Raw genomic sequence first — 17,832 nt, 5'->3', positions numbered from 1 at the left:
AGAGAACATCGGGGATAAAAGCCGTCAGGTCAAGTTTTGTTCTCTCTCCGTTCCTGTCGTTGGTTGCGAAAGGGATAACGCGACCTGTCGAATCGTCGGCAAACCCAGCGTCGGCAGATGTCAGGAAAGGCGCGGCGGCCAGTCGAGATCGAGCCGCACGGAATGGCCGCGCGCGGCCTCGCGATGGGCGACGATCACCGCGTCGCAGCGTGCCGGCTTGCCGCCCATCGCCGCCATGAAGCTTCGCACTTCGCGGCGGGCGATCTCGCCGACCGTCGCCCCTTCCACCACCACATGGATGCGCACATCGCGCGCCTTCGAGGTCTCCGGCACCAGTTCGGCGACGCAGTCATAACCGGAGGCCGTGGCGGCAAGCTCGGAGAAGCGACCGATCTTCGCCCGGTGGGTGTCGGTGGGATGGATCACGTAGTGGTAGCCGCCATCGCCGGCCAGCTGTCGCTCGGCGACCGGCCGTACATGGCGTATGCCGAACAGGCGCAACGCGGCGATCAGCAGCACCGCGGCGAGCACGGCGACGGACAGCATCGTCAGATGATCAAGCCACAGGACATCCATCCGGTGAGCTCCTCAGCGCATCCGAGGTCCCTCCCGAAATTATTGCGGCGGACTGTCGGCGCGGCAAGGAAAATGATCAGACGATCAGGCCAGCTCGACGACGGCCCCGTCCTGCAGCGTCACCCGCCGATGCATGCGCGCGGCGAGATCGAGATTGTGGGTGGCGATCACCGCCGCCAGTCCGGTGGCGTCCACGAGCTGCTGCAGTGCGTGGAAGACGTGATCGGCGGTGTGCGGATCGAGGTTGCCGGTCGGCTCGTCGGCCAGCAGCACCCGCGGCGCATTGGCCACCGCGCGGGCGATGGCGACGCGCTGCTGCTCGCCGCCGGAAAGCTCGCCGGGCCGGTGGTCCAGCCGCTTGCCGAGGCCGAGATAGCCGAGCAGTTCCTTGCCGCGCGCCGCCGCCTCGCGCTTGGCGAGGCCGCGGATCATCTGCGGCAGCATCACGTTTTCCAGCGCCGAGAATTCCGGCAGCAAATGGTGGAACTGATAGACGAAGCCGATATCGGTGCGGCGGATGCGGGTGCGCTCGGCGTCGGGCAGGCCGGCCGTGGCCTGCTCGCCGAGATAGACCTCGCCGGCGTCCTGGTGCTCGAGCAGCCCGGCAATGTGCAGGAGCGTCGACTTGCCGGTGCCGGACGGGGCGACGAGCGCCACCGACTGCCCCTCCATCACCACGAAATCGGCACCGCGGAGAATCTCCAGCGTGCCCTCGCCCTGCACATAGCGGCGTTCGATGCCCTGAAGGCGCAATGCGGCAGCCATTCCCGCCTCACTCGTAGCGCAGCGCTTCCACCGGATCGAGGCGCGCGGCGCGCCAGGACGGGTAGAGCGGAGCGAGGAAGGAAAGGATCAACGCCATGATGACCACCGAGGCGGTCTCGCCGGCATTCATCTCCGCCGGCAGGCGCGACAGGTAATAGAGTTCCGGCGAGAACAGCTCGGTGGCGGTCAGCCAGGAGATGAACTGGCGGATTTCCTCGACGTTCAGGCAGACGACGAGGCCGAGCAGGAAGCCGGCCAGGGTGCCGACGACGCCGATCGCCGCGCCGGTGACGAGGAAGATGCGCATGATCGCCCCGCGCGAGGCGCCCATGGTGCGCAATATGCCGATGTCGCGGCCCTTGTCCTTCACCAGCATGTTGAGACCGGAGACGATGTTGAACGCCGCCACCACCACGATAAGGGTGAGGATGAGGAACATCACGTTCCGCTCCACCTGCAGCGCGTTGAAGAAGGTGGCGTTTCGCTGTCGCCAGTCGACGATGTAGACCGGCCGCTGCGCCGCCTGCTGCACGGCCGCCCGGTATTTCTCCATGGCGTCGGCATTGTCGGTGTAGACCTCGATGGCGGTGACGTCGCCATCCTTGTTGAAATAGGCCTGCGCCTCCGGCAACGGCATGAAGACGAAGGCGCCGTCATATTCCGACATGCCGATCTCGAACACCGCCGCGATGCGATAGGCCTTGATGCGCGGGCTCGTGCCCATCGGCGTCACCGCCCCGCGCGGCGAGACGAGGGTCATGTTGTCCCCCGCATGCAAAGCGAGCTGATCGGCGAGCCGCTTGCCGATGGCGATGCCCTCGCCCTGGTCGAAGCCCTCCAGCGTGCCCTCACGGATATTGGCGCCGATGGAGGGCAGCGCGCGGAGATTCGTCTCCGAGATGCCGCGCACCAGCACGCCCGAAGCGTTGAAGGCCGAGGAGGCCAGCGCCTGCCCCTCGATCAGCGGCACCGCGAGCTTGATCCCCGGCACGCCGGCGATGCGCTTGGCGACTTCGTCGTAATCGGTCAGCGGGCTGTCGATCGGCTGCACCAGCAGGTGGCCGTTGAGGCCGAGAATCTTCGACAGCAGCTCGGTGCGGAAGCCGTTCATCACCGCCATGACGATGATCAGCGTCGCCACCCCCAGCATGATGCCGAGGAAGGAGAAGCCGGCGATGACCGAGATGAAGCCCTCCTTGCGGCGGGCGCGCAGATAACGCAGCGACAGCATCCATTCGAAGGCGCTGAACGGGCGCGTGCCGGAAGGCTCCGCTCCCGTCTCCGGGGCGGCGGCAGCCTTCCGCGCCTTCTGCATGGGAGCCTTGGCCGGGGTTGCTTTCCTGCCCCCCCGGCCCATCAGGCTGCCGATCGCATCCTTGAACGCCATCTCGCCTCCGCCGCTCCCCGCGCTCAGCCGAGCACGCGGGCGAGCGCGGCCTCGAGGGACAGGTTCTCGCGCGCGCCATCGGCGCGCCGCTTCAGTTCCACCGTGCCGGCGGCGAGGCCCTTCGGCCCGACGATGATCTGCCACGGCACGCCGATGAGGTCGGCGGTGGCGAATTTCGAGCCCGGCCGCTCCTCGGTGTCGTCATAGAGCACGTCGACGCCCCTGGCGGTGAGCGTCGCGTAGAGCTGCTCGCAGGCGGCGTCGGTCGCCGCGTCGCCGACCTTGAGGTTGAGGATGCCCACCTGGAACGGCGCGATGGCGTCCGGCCAGATGATGCCGTTCTCATCATGCGAGGCTTCGATGATCGCCGCCACGAGGCGCGAGGGGCCGATGCCGTAGGAACCCATATGCACCGGGCGCTCGACGCCGTCCGGTCCCGTGACCCTGGCGCCCATCGGCTCGGAATATTTGGTGCCGAAATAGAAGATGTGGCCCACCTCGATGCCGCGGGCCGAGAGGCGCTTGCCCTCCTCGACCGCCTCGAAGGCGGCGACGTCGTGCTTTTCCTCGGTGGCGGCGTAGAGGCTGGTCCACTGGTCCACCGCGCCCTGCAGCGCCGCCGGGTCGCGGAAATCGATATCGGCGGCCGGGGGCGGCATGTCGAGATAGTCGGCGTGGCAGAACACCTCGCTCTCGCCGGTGGAGGCGAGGATGATGAATTCGTGGCTGTGGTTGCCGCCGATCGGGCCGGTATCGGCCACCATCGGGATCGCCGTCAGCCCCAGCCGGGCGAAGGTGCGCAGATAGGCGACGAACATACGGTTATAGGCGATGACCGCATTGTCGAAGTCGAGATCGATCGAATAGGCGTCCTTCATCAGGAATTCGCGCGAGCGCATGACGCCGAAGCGCGGGCGCACCTCGTCGCGGAACTTCCACTGGATGTGGTAGAGGTTCAGCGGCAGGTCCTTGTAGGACTTCACATAGGCCCGGACGATCTCGGTGAGCATCTCCTCATTGGTCGGCCCGTAGAGCATATCGCGCTCGTGCCGATCCTTGATGCGCAGCATCTCCTTGCCATAGTCGTCATAGCGGCCGCTCTCGCGCCAGAGATCGGCCGACTGGATGGTCGGCATCATGATCTCGATGGCGCCGGAGCGGTTCTGCTCTTCGCGGATGACGGCGCAGATCTTGTCCAGCACCTTCTTGCCGAGCGGCAGCCAGGCGTAGATGCCGGCGCTCTCCTGCCGGATCATGCCGGCGCGCAGCATCAGCCGGTGCGAAACGATTTCGGCTTCCTTCGGCACTTCGCGCAGGATGGGAAGGAAGTAGCGGGACAGGCGCATCGGACGGGACTTTCGATTCGACCGGCGCGGATGGCCGGAAAGACGGTGCCGAGTGAAACCGGATCGGCATCGAAAAGACAAGCCCTCGCCCGCCCCTCCCCCGCCCTCGCCGCCTGTGACGACGGCAATTTGAACGGCTGTCACACGCCCGCTGCACTTTTGACGATTGCGCTGCACAAACGATCTATTGCGGCGCAAGGATGACAAGCGGCTTCATTCCGGCTTATGTTGCTGGCCTCAAGAAAGGGGTCCGCCCGTCCACGCTCAAGCGCGGCGTCCGGCCCGGGTCTCGGGAGGAATGATCGGCAAGAAAGCCCCCTGGCAGATCACCGATAACGGGACAGAACCAGGCGCGGGCGGCCATTAGAAAGAGAAGGCGGGATCTTCGGATCCCGCCTCTTTTTTTGCCGGTCTCAATGAATTGCCGCAGGACACCGGATCCGACGCAACTCAGGCGAAACACCGTCATGGTCGGGCTTGTCCCAGGCATGACAGCCCTCTCACATGAGGCCGGCAGGGGCTCGGTCTCCAGAGCGACGTCATGGCCGGGCTTGTCCCGGCCATCCACGTCTTTGGTCGGGCGCGCCAGCGGGAAGTCGTGGATGCCCGGGTTAAGCCCGGGCATGACGGCGTTTACGTAGTATGCTTCCGGCAGCTGCTCATGACCGGGTGGTCACCGCGCGCCTTCCCCCCATCCGTTCAATAGGTCTTGAACGGCATCGGGAACATGTCGAGCGTCAGCCGGTGGGTCTCCAGCAGGAAGGCGAACAGGCCGACGATGACGGCGGCGATGAGAGAGGTGGCGATCGCCTTGCGCAGCAGCAGCGGGCGCTGCGGCGCGCCCGGCTCGGTGCCGTCCCGTACCGCGCCGTCCTCGTGCTGCGAGCGCACGCCGAAGGGCAGCGTCATGAAGATCACCGTCCACCAGACGAGGAAATAGATGGCGATATAGGTGCCGATGCCGAACATGGCTCAGGCCTGCTCCAGTTCGACGAGGGTGCCGTTGAAATCCTTCGGGTGCAGGAACAGCACCGGCTTGCCATGCGCGCCGGGCCGCGGCTCGCCCGAGCCCAGCACCCGCGCGCCCGCCGCCTTCAGGCTGTCCCGCGCCGCGAGGATGTCGTCGACCTCGTAGCAGAGATGATGGATGCCGCCATCCGGGTTGCGCGCGAGGAACTTGCCGATCGGCGAATCCGCGCCCAGCGCGCCGAGCAGCTCGATCTTGGTGTTCGGCAGGTCGATGAAGACCGTCGTCACCCCGTGCTCGGGCTGATCGACCGGCTCCGACACCGTGGCCCCCAGGGTGTCGCGATAGAGCGCGCTCGCCGCGGCGAGGTCCGGCACCGCGATGGCGACGTGATTGAGACGGCCGATCATGACAGCATCTCCCGCCGGCAAGACGCGCCGGCTCTAGCCGCCGGCGCGCTCCTTCATACCGTGATCACCAGCACATGGCAGAGCGGCTTCTTGCCCCAGGCGGCGTTCACCTGCGAGCGCACGGCGCGGGTCAGCGATTCCGCCACCGCGTCCGGGTCGCGCCGGCGGGCCTTGGGCAGGCCGTCGAGGCAATCGAGCACCGCGTCCTCCACCACCTCGTCGAGCGGCTTGCCGCCGATGCCGGTCTGCGGGATGCCGGTGAGGTCGATCATCGGATCGCCCACCACCTCGCCCTTGGCGGTCATCGCCACCGCCACCGAGATCAAGCCGGCGAAGGACAGGCGCCGGCGCTCGGCGATGGCCGGGTCGGCATCGCCCACCAGCACCAGGCCGTCCTTGTGCAGCCGGCCGACAGGAATCTCCTCGATCACCTCGGCGTCGTGGCTCGGATCCTCGCCGATGAGCCGCACCATGTCGCCGTCGACGATGCGCACCACCTGCTGCGCGCCCATGCGGCGGGCGAGCTCGGCATGCTCGGACAGGTGCAGCGGCTCGCCATGCACCGGCACCGAGATGCGCGGGCGCAGCCACTGATACATCTGCTCCAGCTCGCCGCGGCGCGGATGGCCGGAGACGTGCACCAGCGCGTCGCGATCCGTCGTCACCTTCACGCCCTGCAGCACCAGCGCGTTGATGATGCGGTTCACCTCCCGCTCATTGCCGGGAATGGTGCGCGAGGAGAAGATCACATGGTCGCCGGCCGACAGCGCGATCTCGGGATGGTCGTCAGAGGCGATGCGGGACATCGCCGCGCGCGGCTCGCCCTGGCTGCCGGTGAGGATCGCCACCACCTTGTCGCGCGGCAGGAAGCCATAGGCATCCACCGAGCGGAACGGCGGCAGGCCGTTGAGCAGCCCCTGCTCCCGCGCCACGGTGATCACCCGCTCCATGGCGCGGCCGACCAGCACCACCTCGCGCCCCACCGAATGCGCCGCTTCCGCCACCGAGCGAATGCGCGCGACATTCGAGGCGAAGGTGGTCACCGCCACGCGGTTGGGCGAGGCGCGCATGATGTCGGCCAGCACCACGCCGACATCGGCCTCCGAGGGAGAGATGCCGTCGCGGATGGCATTGGTGGAATCGCAGATCACCGCCCGCACGCCCTCGTCGCCCAGCGCCTTGAAGCGGGCGGGATCGGTGACGTTGCCGACCACCGGGGTCGGGTCGATCTTCCAGTCGCCGGTATGGACGACGAGGCCCAGCGGGGTGCGGATGGCCAGCGCGTGGCTGTCGGGAATCGAATGGGCGACCGGCACGAATTCGACGTCGAACGGGCCGATCTGTTCGCGCCCTCCGGTGGGCACCACCCGGAACGGGATCTTCGGCGCGCCCGGCTCGCCGAGCCGGCGGGCCTCCGCCAGCGCCGCGGTGAACGGAGTGGTGTAGACGGGGCAATCGAGGCGCGGCCACAGGTCGACTAGCGCCCCGACATGGTCCTCATGGCCGTGGGTCAGCACCAGCCCGACGATGCGCTCGCGCTCGGCATCGAGGAAGCCGACATCCGGCATGATGATGTCGACGCCCGGCACGTCGGGCCCGGCGAAGGAAATGCCGAGGTCCACCACCAGCCATTGCCGCTTGTGGCGCGGACCGAACCCGTAGAGCCCGAGATTCATGCCGATCTCGCCGACACCTCCCAGTGCGGCGAAGACCAGTTCGTCCGACGACTTGACCACTCAACTCCCTTTCATCGCCCGTCTATGCCCGATGCCCCGCCGAGGACGGGAACACGTCACCGGCGCGGATCGTCTCGCGTACGCCGTCCGGGCGACGCAGAACCAGCGCGCCGGAGAAATCCAGCGCCTCGAATATGCCTTCCGTCTCGCGCCCCTGCAGCCGCACCGTCACCCCGCGCCCGAGGCCGATCGCGCAGCGCAGCCAGGCCTCCCGCGTGCGCGTGAAGCCTTCGCCGCGCTCCCACTGCGCCAGACGATCCCGCATGGCGGCGTCCAGCGCCACCAGCAGGGATTCGGGCGCGGTCGGAAAGCCGCTACCCGTCAGGCTCGTCGTCGGATAGGGCGTGTCCTCGGGGCTGCGGGCGCAGTTGACGCCGAAGCCGATCACCGTGGCGCCGCGCCCATCCGCCAGCACCGCGCCTTCCAGCAGGATGCCGGCGAGCTTCCCGCCGTCGATCAGCACGTCGTTCGGCCATTTCACGCCGATACGCAAGGGATCGATGCCGGTAACCGCCCTTACCGCGTCATAAAGCGCCAGCGCGGCCACGAAGCAAAGCTCCGGCTGGCGGTCGGGCGACGCCGGGTCCACCAGCAGCAGCGAGGCGTAGAGATTGCCCGGCCGCGAGTCCCAGGGGCGCCCGCGCCGGCCGCGACCCGCGGTCTGGCGCGTGGCCACGAACCAGCAGGGCGCCAGAACGGAACCGGCGCTGGCACCGGTTGCCCGGGCCAGCGCCTCCTGGTTCGTGGACCCGATCTCGTCGAAGCGGATGATCGGTGTGGCGGCTCTGTCTGCGGCCATTCTCAGAAGAGCGCCCTCGCCGCCACTCCCGCTGCCGCCAGCAGCGGTGCCGGATAGACGAAGAGCAGCAGCGTGAACAGGCCGGAGACCGCCAGCACCGCCTTGAGTTCCACCGGCATCGGCTCGAAGGGAGTCGCCGGCTCGTCGAAATACATCACCTTGACGATGCGCAGATAATAGAAGGCGCCCACCACGCTCGCCAGCACGCCGACCACCGCGAGGGTGTAGAGCCCGGCCTGGATCGCCGCCAGGAAGACATAGTACTTGGCGAGGAAGCCGGCGAGCGGCGGGATGCCGGCCAGCGAGAACATCAGCGCCGCCAGCATGAAGGCCTTCACCGGGCTGGTGCGGGCGAGGCCGGCGAGGTCCTCGTAGTTCTCCACCATGCCGTCCTTGCGGCGCATGGACAGGATGCAGGCGAAGGTGCCGAGCGTCATCGCCATGTAGATGGTCATGTAGACCAGCACGCCGCGCACGCCTTCCTCGGTGCCGGCGGCGAGGCCGACCAGCGCATAGCCCATATGGCCGATCGAGGAATAGGCCATCAGGCGCTTGAGGTTCTTCTGGCCGATGGCGGCGAAGGCGCCGAGCACCATCGAGGCCAGCGAGATGAAGACGACGATCTGCTGCCACTGATGGGTGACGTTGGGCAGCGCCTCCATGGAGAAGCGCACGAACACCGCGATGGCCGCCACCTTCGGCGCCGCGCCGAAGAAGGCGGTGACCGGGGTGGGCGCGCCTTCATAGACGTCCGGCGTCCACATGTGGAACGGCACCGCCGACACCTTGAAGGCGAGGCCGGCGAACATGAACACGATGCCGAAGATCAGGCCGAGCGTCGGCTCATGGGCGGCCTCGGCGATCCGGGCGAAGTTCACCGAGCCGGTGAAGCCGTAGATCAGCGAGGCGCCGTAGAGCAGCATGCCGGAGGACAGCGCGCCGAGCACGAAATACTTCAGGCCCGCCTCGGTGGAGCGCACCGAATCCCGGTTGTTGGCAGCGATGACGTAGAGCGACAGGCTCATCAGCTCGAGGCCCATATAGAGGGCGATGAGGTCCCCGGCCGAGATCAGCATCATCATGCCGAGCGTCGAGAGCAGGATGAGCACCGCGAATTCGAAACGGCTCTGCTTCTCGACCTTCAGCCAGTCCACCGACATGGCGAGCGCGCCGCCGGAGCCGAGCAGGGTCAGCACCTTGAGGAAACGGCCATAGGCATCGACCTGGAACGAGCCGCCGAACAGCACCGCCGGCTCCGACGGGCCGAGCAGCACCAGCACCAGGGCGGCGAACAGCACCGCCAGGGCGAGGCCGTTCACCGTATCCACCGACTTCGCACCGACGATGGCGCCGTAGAGCACCAGGAACAGCGCGGCCACGGCCAGCAGGATCTCGGGAAGCGCGGGGCCGAGCGCGGCGAGGGAGAAGGTCATCGGGCAGGCTCCGCAAGCATCATGGGTCTATTCAAGGCAGCCCCCTCAGTGCAGGGCCAGGGCGGCGGCCTTGGCGGCGCCGGCAGCCAGGTCGGCGCGGGCCACGATCGCCTGCACGGCGACGTTGCACGCCTCCAGGATCGGTCCCGGCCAGACGCCGAACAGGATGGTGAAGAACAGCAGCGGCACCAGCGAGGCCAGTTCCCGACGGTTCACGTCGAGGATGTCCTTCAGACTCTCCTTCTCCAGCGGCCCGAAGATCACGCGCCGGTAGAGCCAGAGCGCATAGGCCGCCGAGAAGATGACGCCGGTGGCGGCGAAGAAGGCCACCCAGCTGTTGCGGCCGAACGCCGCCAGCATGGTCAGGAACTCGCCGATGAAGCCGGAGGTGCCGGGCAGGCCGACATTGGCCATGGTGAACACCATGAAGAAGGTCGCATAGACCGGCATGCGGTGCACGAGGCCGCCATAGGCGGCGATCTCGCGGGTGTGCATGCGGTCATAGACCACGCCGACGCACAGGAACAGCGCGCCCGAGACGAAGCCGTGGCTCACCATCTGGAACACCGCGCCCTGGATGCCCTCCTGGGTCATGGTGAAGATGCCCATGGTCACGAAGCCCATATGCGCCACCGAGGAGTAGGCGATGAGCTTCTTGATGTCCTCCTGCATCAGCGCCACCAGCGAGGTGTAGATGATGGCGACGACGGAGAGCGTGTAGACCAGCGGCGCGAAATAGAGCGACGCGTCCGGGAACATCGGCAGGCTGAAGCGCAGGAAGCCGTAGCCGCCCATCTTCAAGAGGATGCCGGCCAGGATGACCGAACCGGCGGTCGGCGCCTCCACATGGGCGTCCGGCAGCCAGGTATGCACCGGCCACATCGGCATCTTCACCGCGAAGGAGGCGAAGAAGGCTAGCCACAGCCAGATCTGCATGCCTGGCGGAAAGGCGTGGGTGAGCAGCACGCGGATGTCGGTGGTGCCGGCCTGCCAGTACATCGCCATGATGGCAAGCATCATCAGCACCGAACCGGCGAGCGTGTAGAGGAAGAACTTGAAGGTGGCGTAGATGCGCCGCTTGCCGCCCCAGATGCCGATGATGAGGAACATCGGGATCAGGCCGCCTTCGAAGAAGATGTAGAACTGCAGCAGGTCCAGCGCCGAGAAGGTGCCGATCATCAGCGTCTCGAGCACCAGGAAGCAGATCATGTACTCCTTGACGCGGGAGTGGATCGATTCCCAGCTCGCCAGGATGCACATCGGCATCAGCAGCGTGGTGAGCACCACGAACGGCATGGAGATGCCGTCGATGCCCATGCGGTAGGCGGCGATGTCGCCCAGCCAGGCGCGGTTTTCCTGGAACTGGAAGTCGGTGTTCGCCGGATCGAAGCCGAACAGCAGCAGCAGCGAGATCAGGAAGGTGACGAGGGTCGCCCACAGCGCCACCCAGCGGGCGTTGCGCTGCGCCACCTCGTCGTCGCCGCGGATCATCAGCACGATCAGCAGCGCGCCGACGACCGGGAGGAAGGTGACGACCGAAAGAATGGGCCAGTCGTACATCAGTGCGCCCCCCCGAACATGAACCAGGTGATCAGGGCGGCAACGCCGACCAGCATCACGAACGCGTAGTGGTAGAGATAGCCGGTCTGCAGCCGCACGACGCGGTTGGTGACGTCGATCACCCGGGCGGAGACGCCGTTCGGGCCCCAGCCGTCGATGACGCGCCCGTCACCCTGCTTCCACAGGAACCGGCCGAGCCACATGGTCGGACGCACGAACAGGAAGTCGTAGATCTCGTCGAAGTACCACTTGTTGAGCAGGAAGCGGTACAGCACGTCGTTGCGCCGGGCGAGCCCCTTCGGCACCGCCGGATTGACGATGTACATCCAGTAGGCGACCACGAAACCGAGCACCATCATCACCGTCGGCGACCACTTGGCCCAGGCCGGGATGTGGTGGATCTCCTCCAGGATCTTGTTGTCCGGCCCCATGAAGATGGCCTCGCGGAAGAAGTGCTCCACGTCGTGCCCGACGAAGTACGGGTAGAGGATCATGCCGGCGAAGAGCGCGCCGATGGAGAGCACCCCGAGCGGGATCAGCATGGTCAGCGGCGATTCATGCGCATGCTCGTAGTGGTGATGATCGTGCGGATGACCGTGGAAGGTCATGAACATCTGCCGCCAGGTGTAGAACGAGGTCAGCGCCGCCGCCGCCACCGTCATCACGAAGGCATAGGTGTGGAACGGGCTGTGGCTCATGAACGCGGTCTCGATGATCGCGTCCTTGGAGAAATAGCCGGCGGTGAACGGGAAGCCGGTCAGGGCGAGGCCGCCGATCAGCATGGTGGCGTAGGTGAACGGGATCTTCCGCCACAGGCCGCCCATGTGCCGCATGTCCTGCTCGTGATGCATCGCATGGATGACCGAGCCGGCGGCGAGGAACAGCAGCGCCTTGAAGAAGCCGTGCGTCAGCAGGTGGAACACGCCGACCGAATAGGCGCCGGCGCCGAGCGCGGTGAACATGTAGCCGAGCTGCGAGCAGGTTGAGTAGGCGATGACGCGCTTGATGTCGTTCTGCACGCAGCCGACTGTCGCCGCGAAGATCGCGGTGGAGGCGCCGAAGAACATCACCACGTTGAGAGCGGTTTGCGACAGCTCGAACAGCGGCGACAGGCGGGCGACCATGAACACGCCGGCCGTCACCATGGTGGCGGCATGGATGAGCGCCGACACCGGGGTCGGGCCCTCCATCGCGTCCGGCAGCCAGGTGTGCAGGCCGAGCTGCGCCGACTTGCCCATGGCGCCGACGAACAGCAGCAGGCAGATGATGGTCGGGGCGTGCCAGTCGATGCCGATGAAGTGGATGGTCTTGTCCATCAGCGACGGCGCGGCCGCGAAGACCTGCTCGAAGCCGATCGAGCCGGTCATCATGAACACGGCGAAGATGCCGAGCGCGAAGCCGAAGTCGCCGACGCGGTTGACGATGAAGGCCTTCATCGCCGCCGCGCAGGCCGACGGCTTGTCGTACCAGAAGCCGATCAGCAGGTAGGAGGCGAGACCCACGCCCTCCCAGCCGAAGAACAGCTGGACGAGGTTGTCCGCCGTCACCAGCATCAGCATGGCGAAGGTGAACAGCGACAGATAGGCGAAGAAGCGCGGCCGGCTCGGATCCTCGTGCATGTACCCGATGGAGTACAGGTGCACGAGCGAGGACACGGTGGTGACGAGGATGAGCATCACCGCGGTGAGCGTGTCGACGCGCAGCGCCCACTTCACGTCGAGACCGCCGGAGGCGATCCAGGTGAAGATCTCCGAGGTGCCGCCGCCGTGGCCGAAGGCGGTCTCGAAAAACACGATCCACGCGAACAGCGCCGAGATGAACAGCAGGCCGGTGGTGATGAGCTCGGAGGCGCGTGCGCCGATGGCGCGGCCGAACAGCCCCGCGATCAGGAAGCCCGCGAGCGGGAGGAAGACGATCGCCTGATACATGCCCGGGTCTCCCTCAACCCTTCATCGTGTTGATGTCTTCGACGGCGATCGAACCGCGATTGCGGAAGAACACCACGAGGATGGCGAGGCCGATGGCCGCCTCGGCGGCGGCCACGGTGAGCACGAACAGCGCGAAGATCTGCCCGGTGATGTTGCCGAGGAATACCGAGAAGGCGACGAAATTGATGTTCACCGCCAGCAGGATGAGCTCGACCGACATCAGGATGACGATGACGTTCTTCCGGTTGAGGAAGATGCCGAGCGTCCCCAGCGTGAACAGGATCGCTGCCACGGTCAGGTAGTGTGAGAGACCGATGACCATGGCTCAGAGCCCCTTGCCCGACGGCACCTTGACGACGTCCATCGCCATTTGCTTGGTGCGCGCGTTCTGCACCGGAATGCTCTGGCGCTTGACGTTCGGCTTGTGGCGCAGGGTCAGCACGATGGCACCGATCATCGCCACCAGCAGGATCATCGCCGCCGCCTGGAAGAAATACACATAGTCGGTGTAGAGCACCCGGCCGATCTGCACCGCGTTGGTGACGTCGGACGGCGCCGCCGCCACCGCGCCGGTCACGCCCTGGCCGAAGGTCCAGGAGCCGAACACCAGCACCAGCTCGGCGAGGAAGACCAGCCCGATCAGCACGCCGACCGGCAGGTACTGCAGGAAGCCCTGGCGCAGCTCGACGAAGTCGACGTCGAGCATCATCACCACGAACAGGAACAGCACCGCCACGGCGCCGACATAGACGACCACCAGCAGCATGGCGAGGTATTCGGCGCCGATCAGGATGAACAGCCCCGCCGCGTTGACGAAGGCGAGGATCAGGAACAGCACCGAATGCACCGGATTGCGCGAGGCGATGACCATGAAGGCCGAGGCCACCGCCACACCGGCGAAGAGATAGAAGAACAGCGCGGCAAGGCTCATGCCCGGCACTCCCCCTTGGATCCGGCTGCGCGCCCGGCGGCCGCGTTAGCGCCTATTCCCGTCACGTTCATTACCCCGTCTTCCCTGCCGCTCAGCGATACGGCGCGTCGAGCGCCATGTTGCGAGCGATCTCGCGTTCCCAGCGGTCGCCGTTCGCGAGCAGCTTGGCCTTGTCGTAGTAGAGTTCCTCGCGCGTCTCGGTGGCGAACTCGAAGTTCGGCCCCTCGACGATGGCATCCACCGGGCAGGCTTCCTGGCAGAAGCCGCAATAGATGCACTTCACCATGTCGATGTCGTAACGCGTGGTGCGGCGCGTGCCGTCGTTGCGGCGCGGGCCGGCCTCGATGGTGATGGCCTGCGCCGGGCAGATCGCCTCGCACAGCTTGCAGGCGATGCAGCGCTCTTCCCCGTTCGGGTAGCGGCGCAGCGCGTGCTCGCCGCGGAAGCGCGGCGACACCGGCCCCTTCTCGAAGGGATAGTTCAGCGTCGCCTTCGGCTTGAAGAAGTAACGCATCGCCAGGAAGAACGCCGAGACGAACTCGGTGAGCAGCAGCTGGCGCGCCGCCAGGTCCAATCTCATGTCGCTCTCCTCAATCGGCCATCGCCGCGGCAAGGCCGAAGCCCACCAGCGGCATCGAAACGGCGAAGACGCGGATCACCGTCTTCCACCAGGAAATCACGCCTTCGAGCTGATCCTTGCTCAGCTTGCGGCCCTCGCGGGACCCGCGGATCGACGTCTCCATCAGCCGCGGCAGGACGAACCATTCCGCGGCACCGATGGCGAGGCCCACCAGCGCCCCCATCCAGGCAACGGCGGAGGCCTCGAACATCCCCGCCATGGCTATGTCGTTCATCTCAGCCTCCGGCACCCGGCGCGAGCCCGGTGAAGTGCAGCACCGACGCCACCACGACCACCATCACCAGCGAGATCGGCAGGAACACCTTCCAGCCCAGGCGCATCAGCTGGTCGTAGCGGTAGCGCGGCACCATGGCCTTCACCATGGCGAACATGAAGAAGACGAGCAGGACCTTGAGCAGGAACCACACGATCCCCGGCACCCAGGTGAAGGGTGCGATCGGGAAGGGAGGCAGCCAGCCGCCCATGAACAGGATCGCGGTCAGCGCGCACATGGTCATGATCGCCACGTACTCACCCAGCATGAACATCATGTAGGGCGTCGAACCGTATTCCACCATGAAGCCGGCCACGAGCTCGGATTCCGCCTCGCCGAGATCGAAGGGCGGGCGGTTGGTCTCGGCCAGCGCCGAGATGAAGAAGATCACGAACATCGGGAACAGCGGCAGCCAGTACCACTGGAACATGCCGAGCGGGCCGTTCTGCGCCTCGACGATGGCCGACAGGTTCAGCGAGCCGGCGCACATCAGCACCGTGACGATGACGAAGCCGATCGACACCTCGTAGGACACCATCTGCGCCGCCGCGCGCAGCGCCGACAGGAAGGGGTACTTCGAGTTCGAGGCCCAGCCGGCCATGATCACGCCGTAGATGCCGAGCGAGGAGATGGCGAAGATGTAGAGCACGCCGACATTGATGTCGGCGACCATCCAGCCGTCGCTGATCGGGATCACCGCCCAGGCGGCCAGCGCCAGCAGACAGGTGACGAAGGGCGCCAGCAGGAACAGGCCCTTGTTGGACCCGTCCGGCACCACCGGCTCCTTCAGCACGAACTTGATCAGGTCGGCGAAGGACTGGAACAGGCCGAAGGGGCCGACGACGTTCGGGCCGCGCCGCAGCTGCACCGCCGCCCAGATCTTGCGGTCGGCGAGCAGCACATAGGCGACGATGATCAGGAGGCCGACCAGGAGCCCGAGGCTCTGGGCGACGATGATCAGGACGTGGATGAGGGTGTCGAACCAGGTGGTGGTCACGGTCTCGGTCATGCTCCCCTCCCCTTACTCGGCCGCCGCCGCGAGGCGGCTCTGGGCGAGCGCGGAGCATTCCGCCATCACGGCGGAGGCGCGGGCGATCGGATTGGTGAGATAGAACTCGGTCACGGCCGCGTGGAACGGCGCGCTCGCCGTCTCCCCGCCCTTCGCCGCGAGATCGATCACCGCCTGCGGATCGGCCGCCTCGACATGGTCGATGCGGGCGAGGTGCGGATGGGCGGCATAGAGCGCGGCGCGCAGCTGGCCGAGGCTGTCGAAGGGCAGCTTCTTGCCGAGCACGTCGGAGAGCGCCCGCAGGATCGCCCATTCCTCGCGCGCCTCGCCCGGCGGGAACGCCGCGCGGTTGGCGATCTGCGTCCGCCCCTCGGTGTTCACATAGGTGCCGGACTTTTCGGTATAGGCGGCACCCGGCAGGATGACGTCGGCGCGATGCGCGCCACGGTCGCCATGGGTGCCGACATAGACCACGAAGGCGCCCGGGGCGATGTCGATCTCATCGGCGCCGAGCGCGAAGATCACGTCGGCCCCGCCGGAATTGGTCATGGCGACGGCATCGAGGCCGCCCTCGCCCGGCACGGCGCCGACATCGAGCGCCCCCACGCGGGAGGCCGCGGTGTGCAGCACCGAGAAGCCGTTCCAGCCTTCCTTCACCGCCCCGACCGACACGGCGAGCCGCGCCGCCAGAGCCAGCACCGCCGCGCCGTCCGGCCGCGCCAGCGCGCCCTGGCCGACCAGGATCAGCGGGTGCTTGGCGTTCTTCAGCGTCTCCGCGAAGGTGCCGCTGCCGACGAGATCGGTCAGCGTATCCGGGCCGGCGCCGAGATAGTCATAGCTGTAGGTCAGGTCGACGGCGTCGCCGATCAGCCCGATGGGGAAGTTGCCGGCCAGCCAGCGCTTGCGGATGCGGGCATTGAGCACGCTCGCCTCGAGGCGCGGATTGGCGCCGACGATCAGCAGCGCGTCTGCCTGCTCGATGCCGGCGATGCTGGCGTTGAACAGGTAGGAAGCGCGGCCGAGCGAGGGATCGAGCTTCGCGCCGTCCTGGCGGGCGTCGATATTGGCCGAGCCGAGCGCCGCGAGCAGCTGCTTCAGCGCGAACACTTCCTCCACCGAGGAAAGATCGCCGACGAGGCCGCCGATGCGGTTGCCGGACACGCCCTTCACCTTGGCGGCGATGGCGGCGAAGGCCTCCGGCCAGCTGGCGGGACGCAGCTTGCCGCCGACGCGCACATAGGGGCGATCGAGGCGCTGGGTCTTCAGGCCGTCCCAGATGTAGCGGGTCTTGTCGGAGATCCACTCCTCGTTCACGTCCTCGTTGAGACGCGGCAGGACGCGCATCACCTCGCGGCCGCGGGTGTCGACGCGGATGTTGGAGCCGACCGCGTCCATCACGTCGATGGATTCGGTCTTCACCAATTCCCACGGACGGGCGTGGTAGGCATAAGGGCGCTGGGTCAGCGCACCGACCGGGCAGAGGTCGACGACATTGCCCTGCAATTCGGAGGAGAGTGCCGCCTCGAGATAGGTGGTGATCTCCATGTCCTCGCCGCGGCCGATGGCGCCGAGCTCGGCGACGCCGGCCACCTCGGTGGTGAAGCGGACGCAGCGCGTGCACTGGATGCAGCGCGTCATCGAGGTCTTCACCAGCGGGCCGATATACTTGTCCTCGACCGCCCGCTTGTTTTCCGCGTAGCGGGAGGTGTCCACGCCATAGGCCATGGCCTGGTCCTGCAGGTCGCACTCGCCGCCCTGGTCGCAGATCGGGCAATCCAGCGGGTGGTTGATGAGCAGGAACTCCATCACCCCTTCGCGGGCCTTCTTGACCATGGGCGACTTGGTCAGCACCACCGGCGGCTCGCCGTTCGGGCCGGGGCGCAGGTCGCGCACGCTCATGGCGCAGCTCGCCTGCGGCTTGGGCGGACCACCCTTCACCTCAACGAGGCACATGCGGCAATTGCCGGCGATGGACAGGCGCTCGTGGAAGCAGAAGCGCGGAATCTCGGCACCCGCCGCCTCGCACGCCTGAAGCAGCGTGTATTCGGCGGGGACCTCGACCTCGATGTCGTCGACGATGAGCTTGGCCATG

General features: G+C 66.9%; 17 protein-coding genes. All 17 read right to left on the bottom strand.

All coding sequences use genetic code 11. From position 1 onward, the window contains the following. Positions 1-120: 120 nt before the first annotated feature. Positions 121-576, bottom strand: coding sequence for a hypothetical protein (locus KHC19_RS24945; RefSeq protein WP_213356286.1), 456 nt, complete (start codon positions 574-576; stop codon positions 121-123). 84 nt (positions 577-660) lie between these two features. Then, positions 661-1,341 (bottom strand): ABC transporter ATP-binding protein, encoded by a 681-nt coding sequence (locus tag KHC19_RS24940; RefSeq protein WP_213356284.1) that lies wholly within the window; start codon positions 1,339-1,341, stop codon positions 661-663. A gap of 7 nt (positions 1,342-1,348) precedes the next feature. Further along, complete coding sequence (locus KHC19_RS24935; RefSeq protein ID WP_213356453.1) at positions 1,349-2,656, bottom strand: lipoprotein-releasing ABC transporter permease subunit; 1,308 nt, start codon at positions 2,654-2,656, stop codon at positions 1,349-1,351. Between the two features lie 95 nt (positions 2,657-2,751). Next, complete coding sequence (gene proS / locus KHC19_RS24930) at positions 2,752-4,074, bottom strand: proline--tRNA ligase (protein WP_213356283.1); 1,323 nt, start codon at positions 4,072-4,074, stop codon at positions 2,752-2,754. Positions 4,075-4,773: 699 nt separating this feature from the next. Further along, positions 4,774-5,043, bottom strand: coding sequence for a DUF1467 family protein (locus tag KHC19_RS24925; RefSeq protein ID WP_213356281.1), 270 nt, complete (start codon positions 5,041-5,043; stop codon positions 4,774-4,776). Positions 5,044-5,046: 3 nt separating this feature from the next. Beyond that, positions 5,047-5,451, bottom strand: coding sequence for a methylmalonyl-CoA epimerase (gene mce, locus KHC19_RS24920; protein WP_213356279.1), 405 nt, complete (start codon positions 5,449-5,451; stop codon positions 5,047-5,049). A gap of 53 nt (positions 5,452-5,504) precedes the next feature. Next, the gene (locus tag KHC19_RS24915) at positions 5,505-7,187 is read right to left on the bottom strand and encodes a ribonuclease J (protein ID WP_343207796.1); all 1,683 of its coding nucleotides are present in this window, start codon (positions 7,185-7,187) and stop codon (positions 5,505-5,507) included. 22 nt (positions 7,188-7,209) lie between these two features. Next, positions 7,210-7,986, bottom strand: a complete 777-nt coding sequence (locus KHC19_RS24910; protein WP_213356278.1) for a biotin--[acetyl-CoA-carboxylase] ligase — start codon at positions 7,984-7,986, stop codon at positions 7,210-7,212. A 2-nt stretch (positions 7,987-7,988) separates the two neighbouring features. Further along, the gene (gene nuoN / locus KHC19_RS24905) at positions 7,989-9,419 is read right to left on the bottom strand and encodes an NADH-quinone oxidoreductase subunit NuoN (RefSeq protein WP_213356276.1); all 1,431 of its coding nucleotides are present in this window, start codon (positions 9,417-9,419) and stop codon (positions 7,989-7,991) included. Positions 9,420-9,464: 45 nt separating this feature from the next. Then, the gene (locus KHC19_RS24900) at positions 9,465-10,979 is read right to left on the bottom strand and encodes an NADH-quinone oxidoreductase subunit M (RefSeq protein WP_213356274.1); all 1,515 of its coding nucleotides are present in this window, start codon (positions 10,977-10,979) and stop codon (positions 9,465-9,467) included. Continuing rightward, positions 10,979-12,907 carry an NADH-quinone oxidoreductase subunit L gene (gene nuoL, locus KHC19_RS24895; protein WP_213356272.1) on the bottom strand — a complete coding sequence of 643 codons (1,929 nt, stop codon included), beginning with the start codon at positions 12,905-12,907 and terminating at the stop codon, positions 10,979-10,981. Before nuoL ends, KHC19_RS24900 begins: the two co-directional genes overlap by 1 nt. A 13-nt stretch (positions 12,908-12,920) precedes the next feature. Next, positions 12,921-13,229, bottom strand: coding sequence for an NADH-quinone oxidoreductase subunit NuoK (gene nuoK, locus KHC19_RS24890; protein ID WP_213356270.1), 309 nt, complete (start codon positions 13,227-13,229; stop codon positions 12,921-12,923). 3 nt (positions 13,230-13,232) lie between these two features. Beyond that, positions 13,233-13,838: an NADH-quinone oxidoreductase subunit J gene (locus KHC19_RS24885; RefSeq protein WP_213356268.1), complete on the bottom strand. Its 606-nt coding sequence runs from the start codon at positions 13,836-13,838 to the stop codon at positions 13,233-13,235. A gap of 91 nt (positions 13,839-13,929) precedes the next feature. After that, positions 13,930-14,418 (bottom strand): NADH-quinone oxidoreductase subunit NuoI, encoded by a 489-nt coding sequence (nuoI, locus tag KHC19_RS24880; protein WP_013166662.1) that lies wholly within the window; start codon positions 14,416-14,418, stop codon positions 13,930-13,932. A 10-nt stretch (positions 14,419-14,428) separates the two neighbouring features. Next, positions 14,429-14,692, bottom strand: a complete 264-nt coding sequence (locus KHC19_RS24875; RefSeq protein WP_213356266.1) for a hypothetical protein — start codon at positions 14,690-14,692, stop codon at positions 14,429-14,431. Between the two features lies 1 nt (position 14,693). Beyond that, on the bottom strand, positions 14,694-15,740 hold the full coding sequence (gene nuoH, locus KHC19_RS24870; protein ID WP_213356264.1) for an NADH-quinone oxidoreductase subunit NuoH: 1,047 nt from the start codon (positions 15,738-15,740) through the stop codon (positions 14,694-14,696). A gap of 12 nt (positions 15,741-15,752) precedes the next feature. Further along, entirely contained in the window at positions 15,753-17,831 is a 2,079-nt protein-coding gene (gene nuoG / locus KHC19_RS24865) for an NADH-quinone oxidoreductase subunit NuoG (protein ID WP_213356262.1), read from the bottom strand. Position 17,832: the final 1 nt, after the last annotated feature.

The sequence above is a fragment of the Ancylobacter oerskovii genome (genome assembly GCF_018390555.1).
Taxonomy (GTDB): domain Bacteria; phylum Pseudomonadota; class Alphaproteobacteria; order Rhizobiales; family Xanthobacteraceae; genus Ancylobacter; species Ancylobacter oerskovii.
This window is presented reverse-complemented; position numbering and strand designations above follow the sequence as displayed.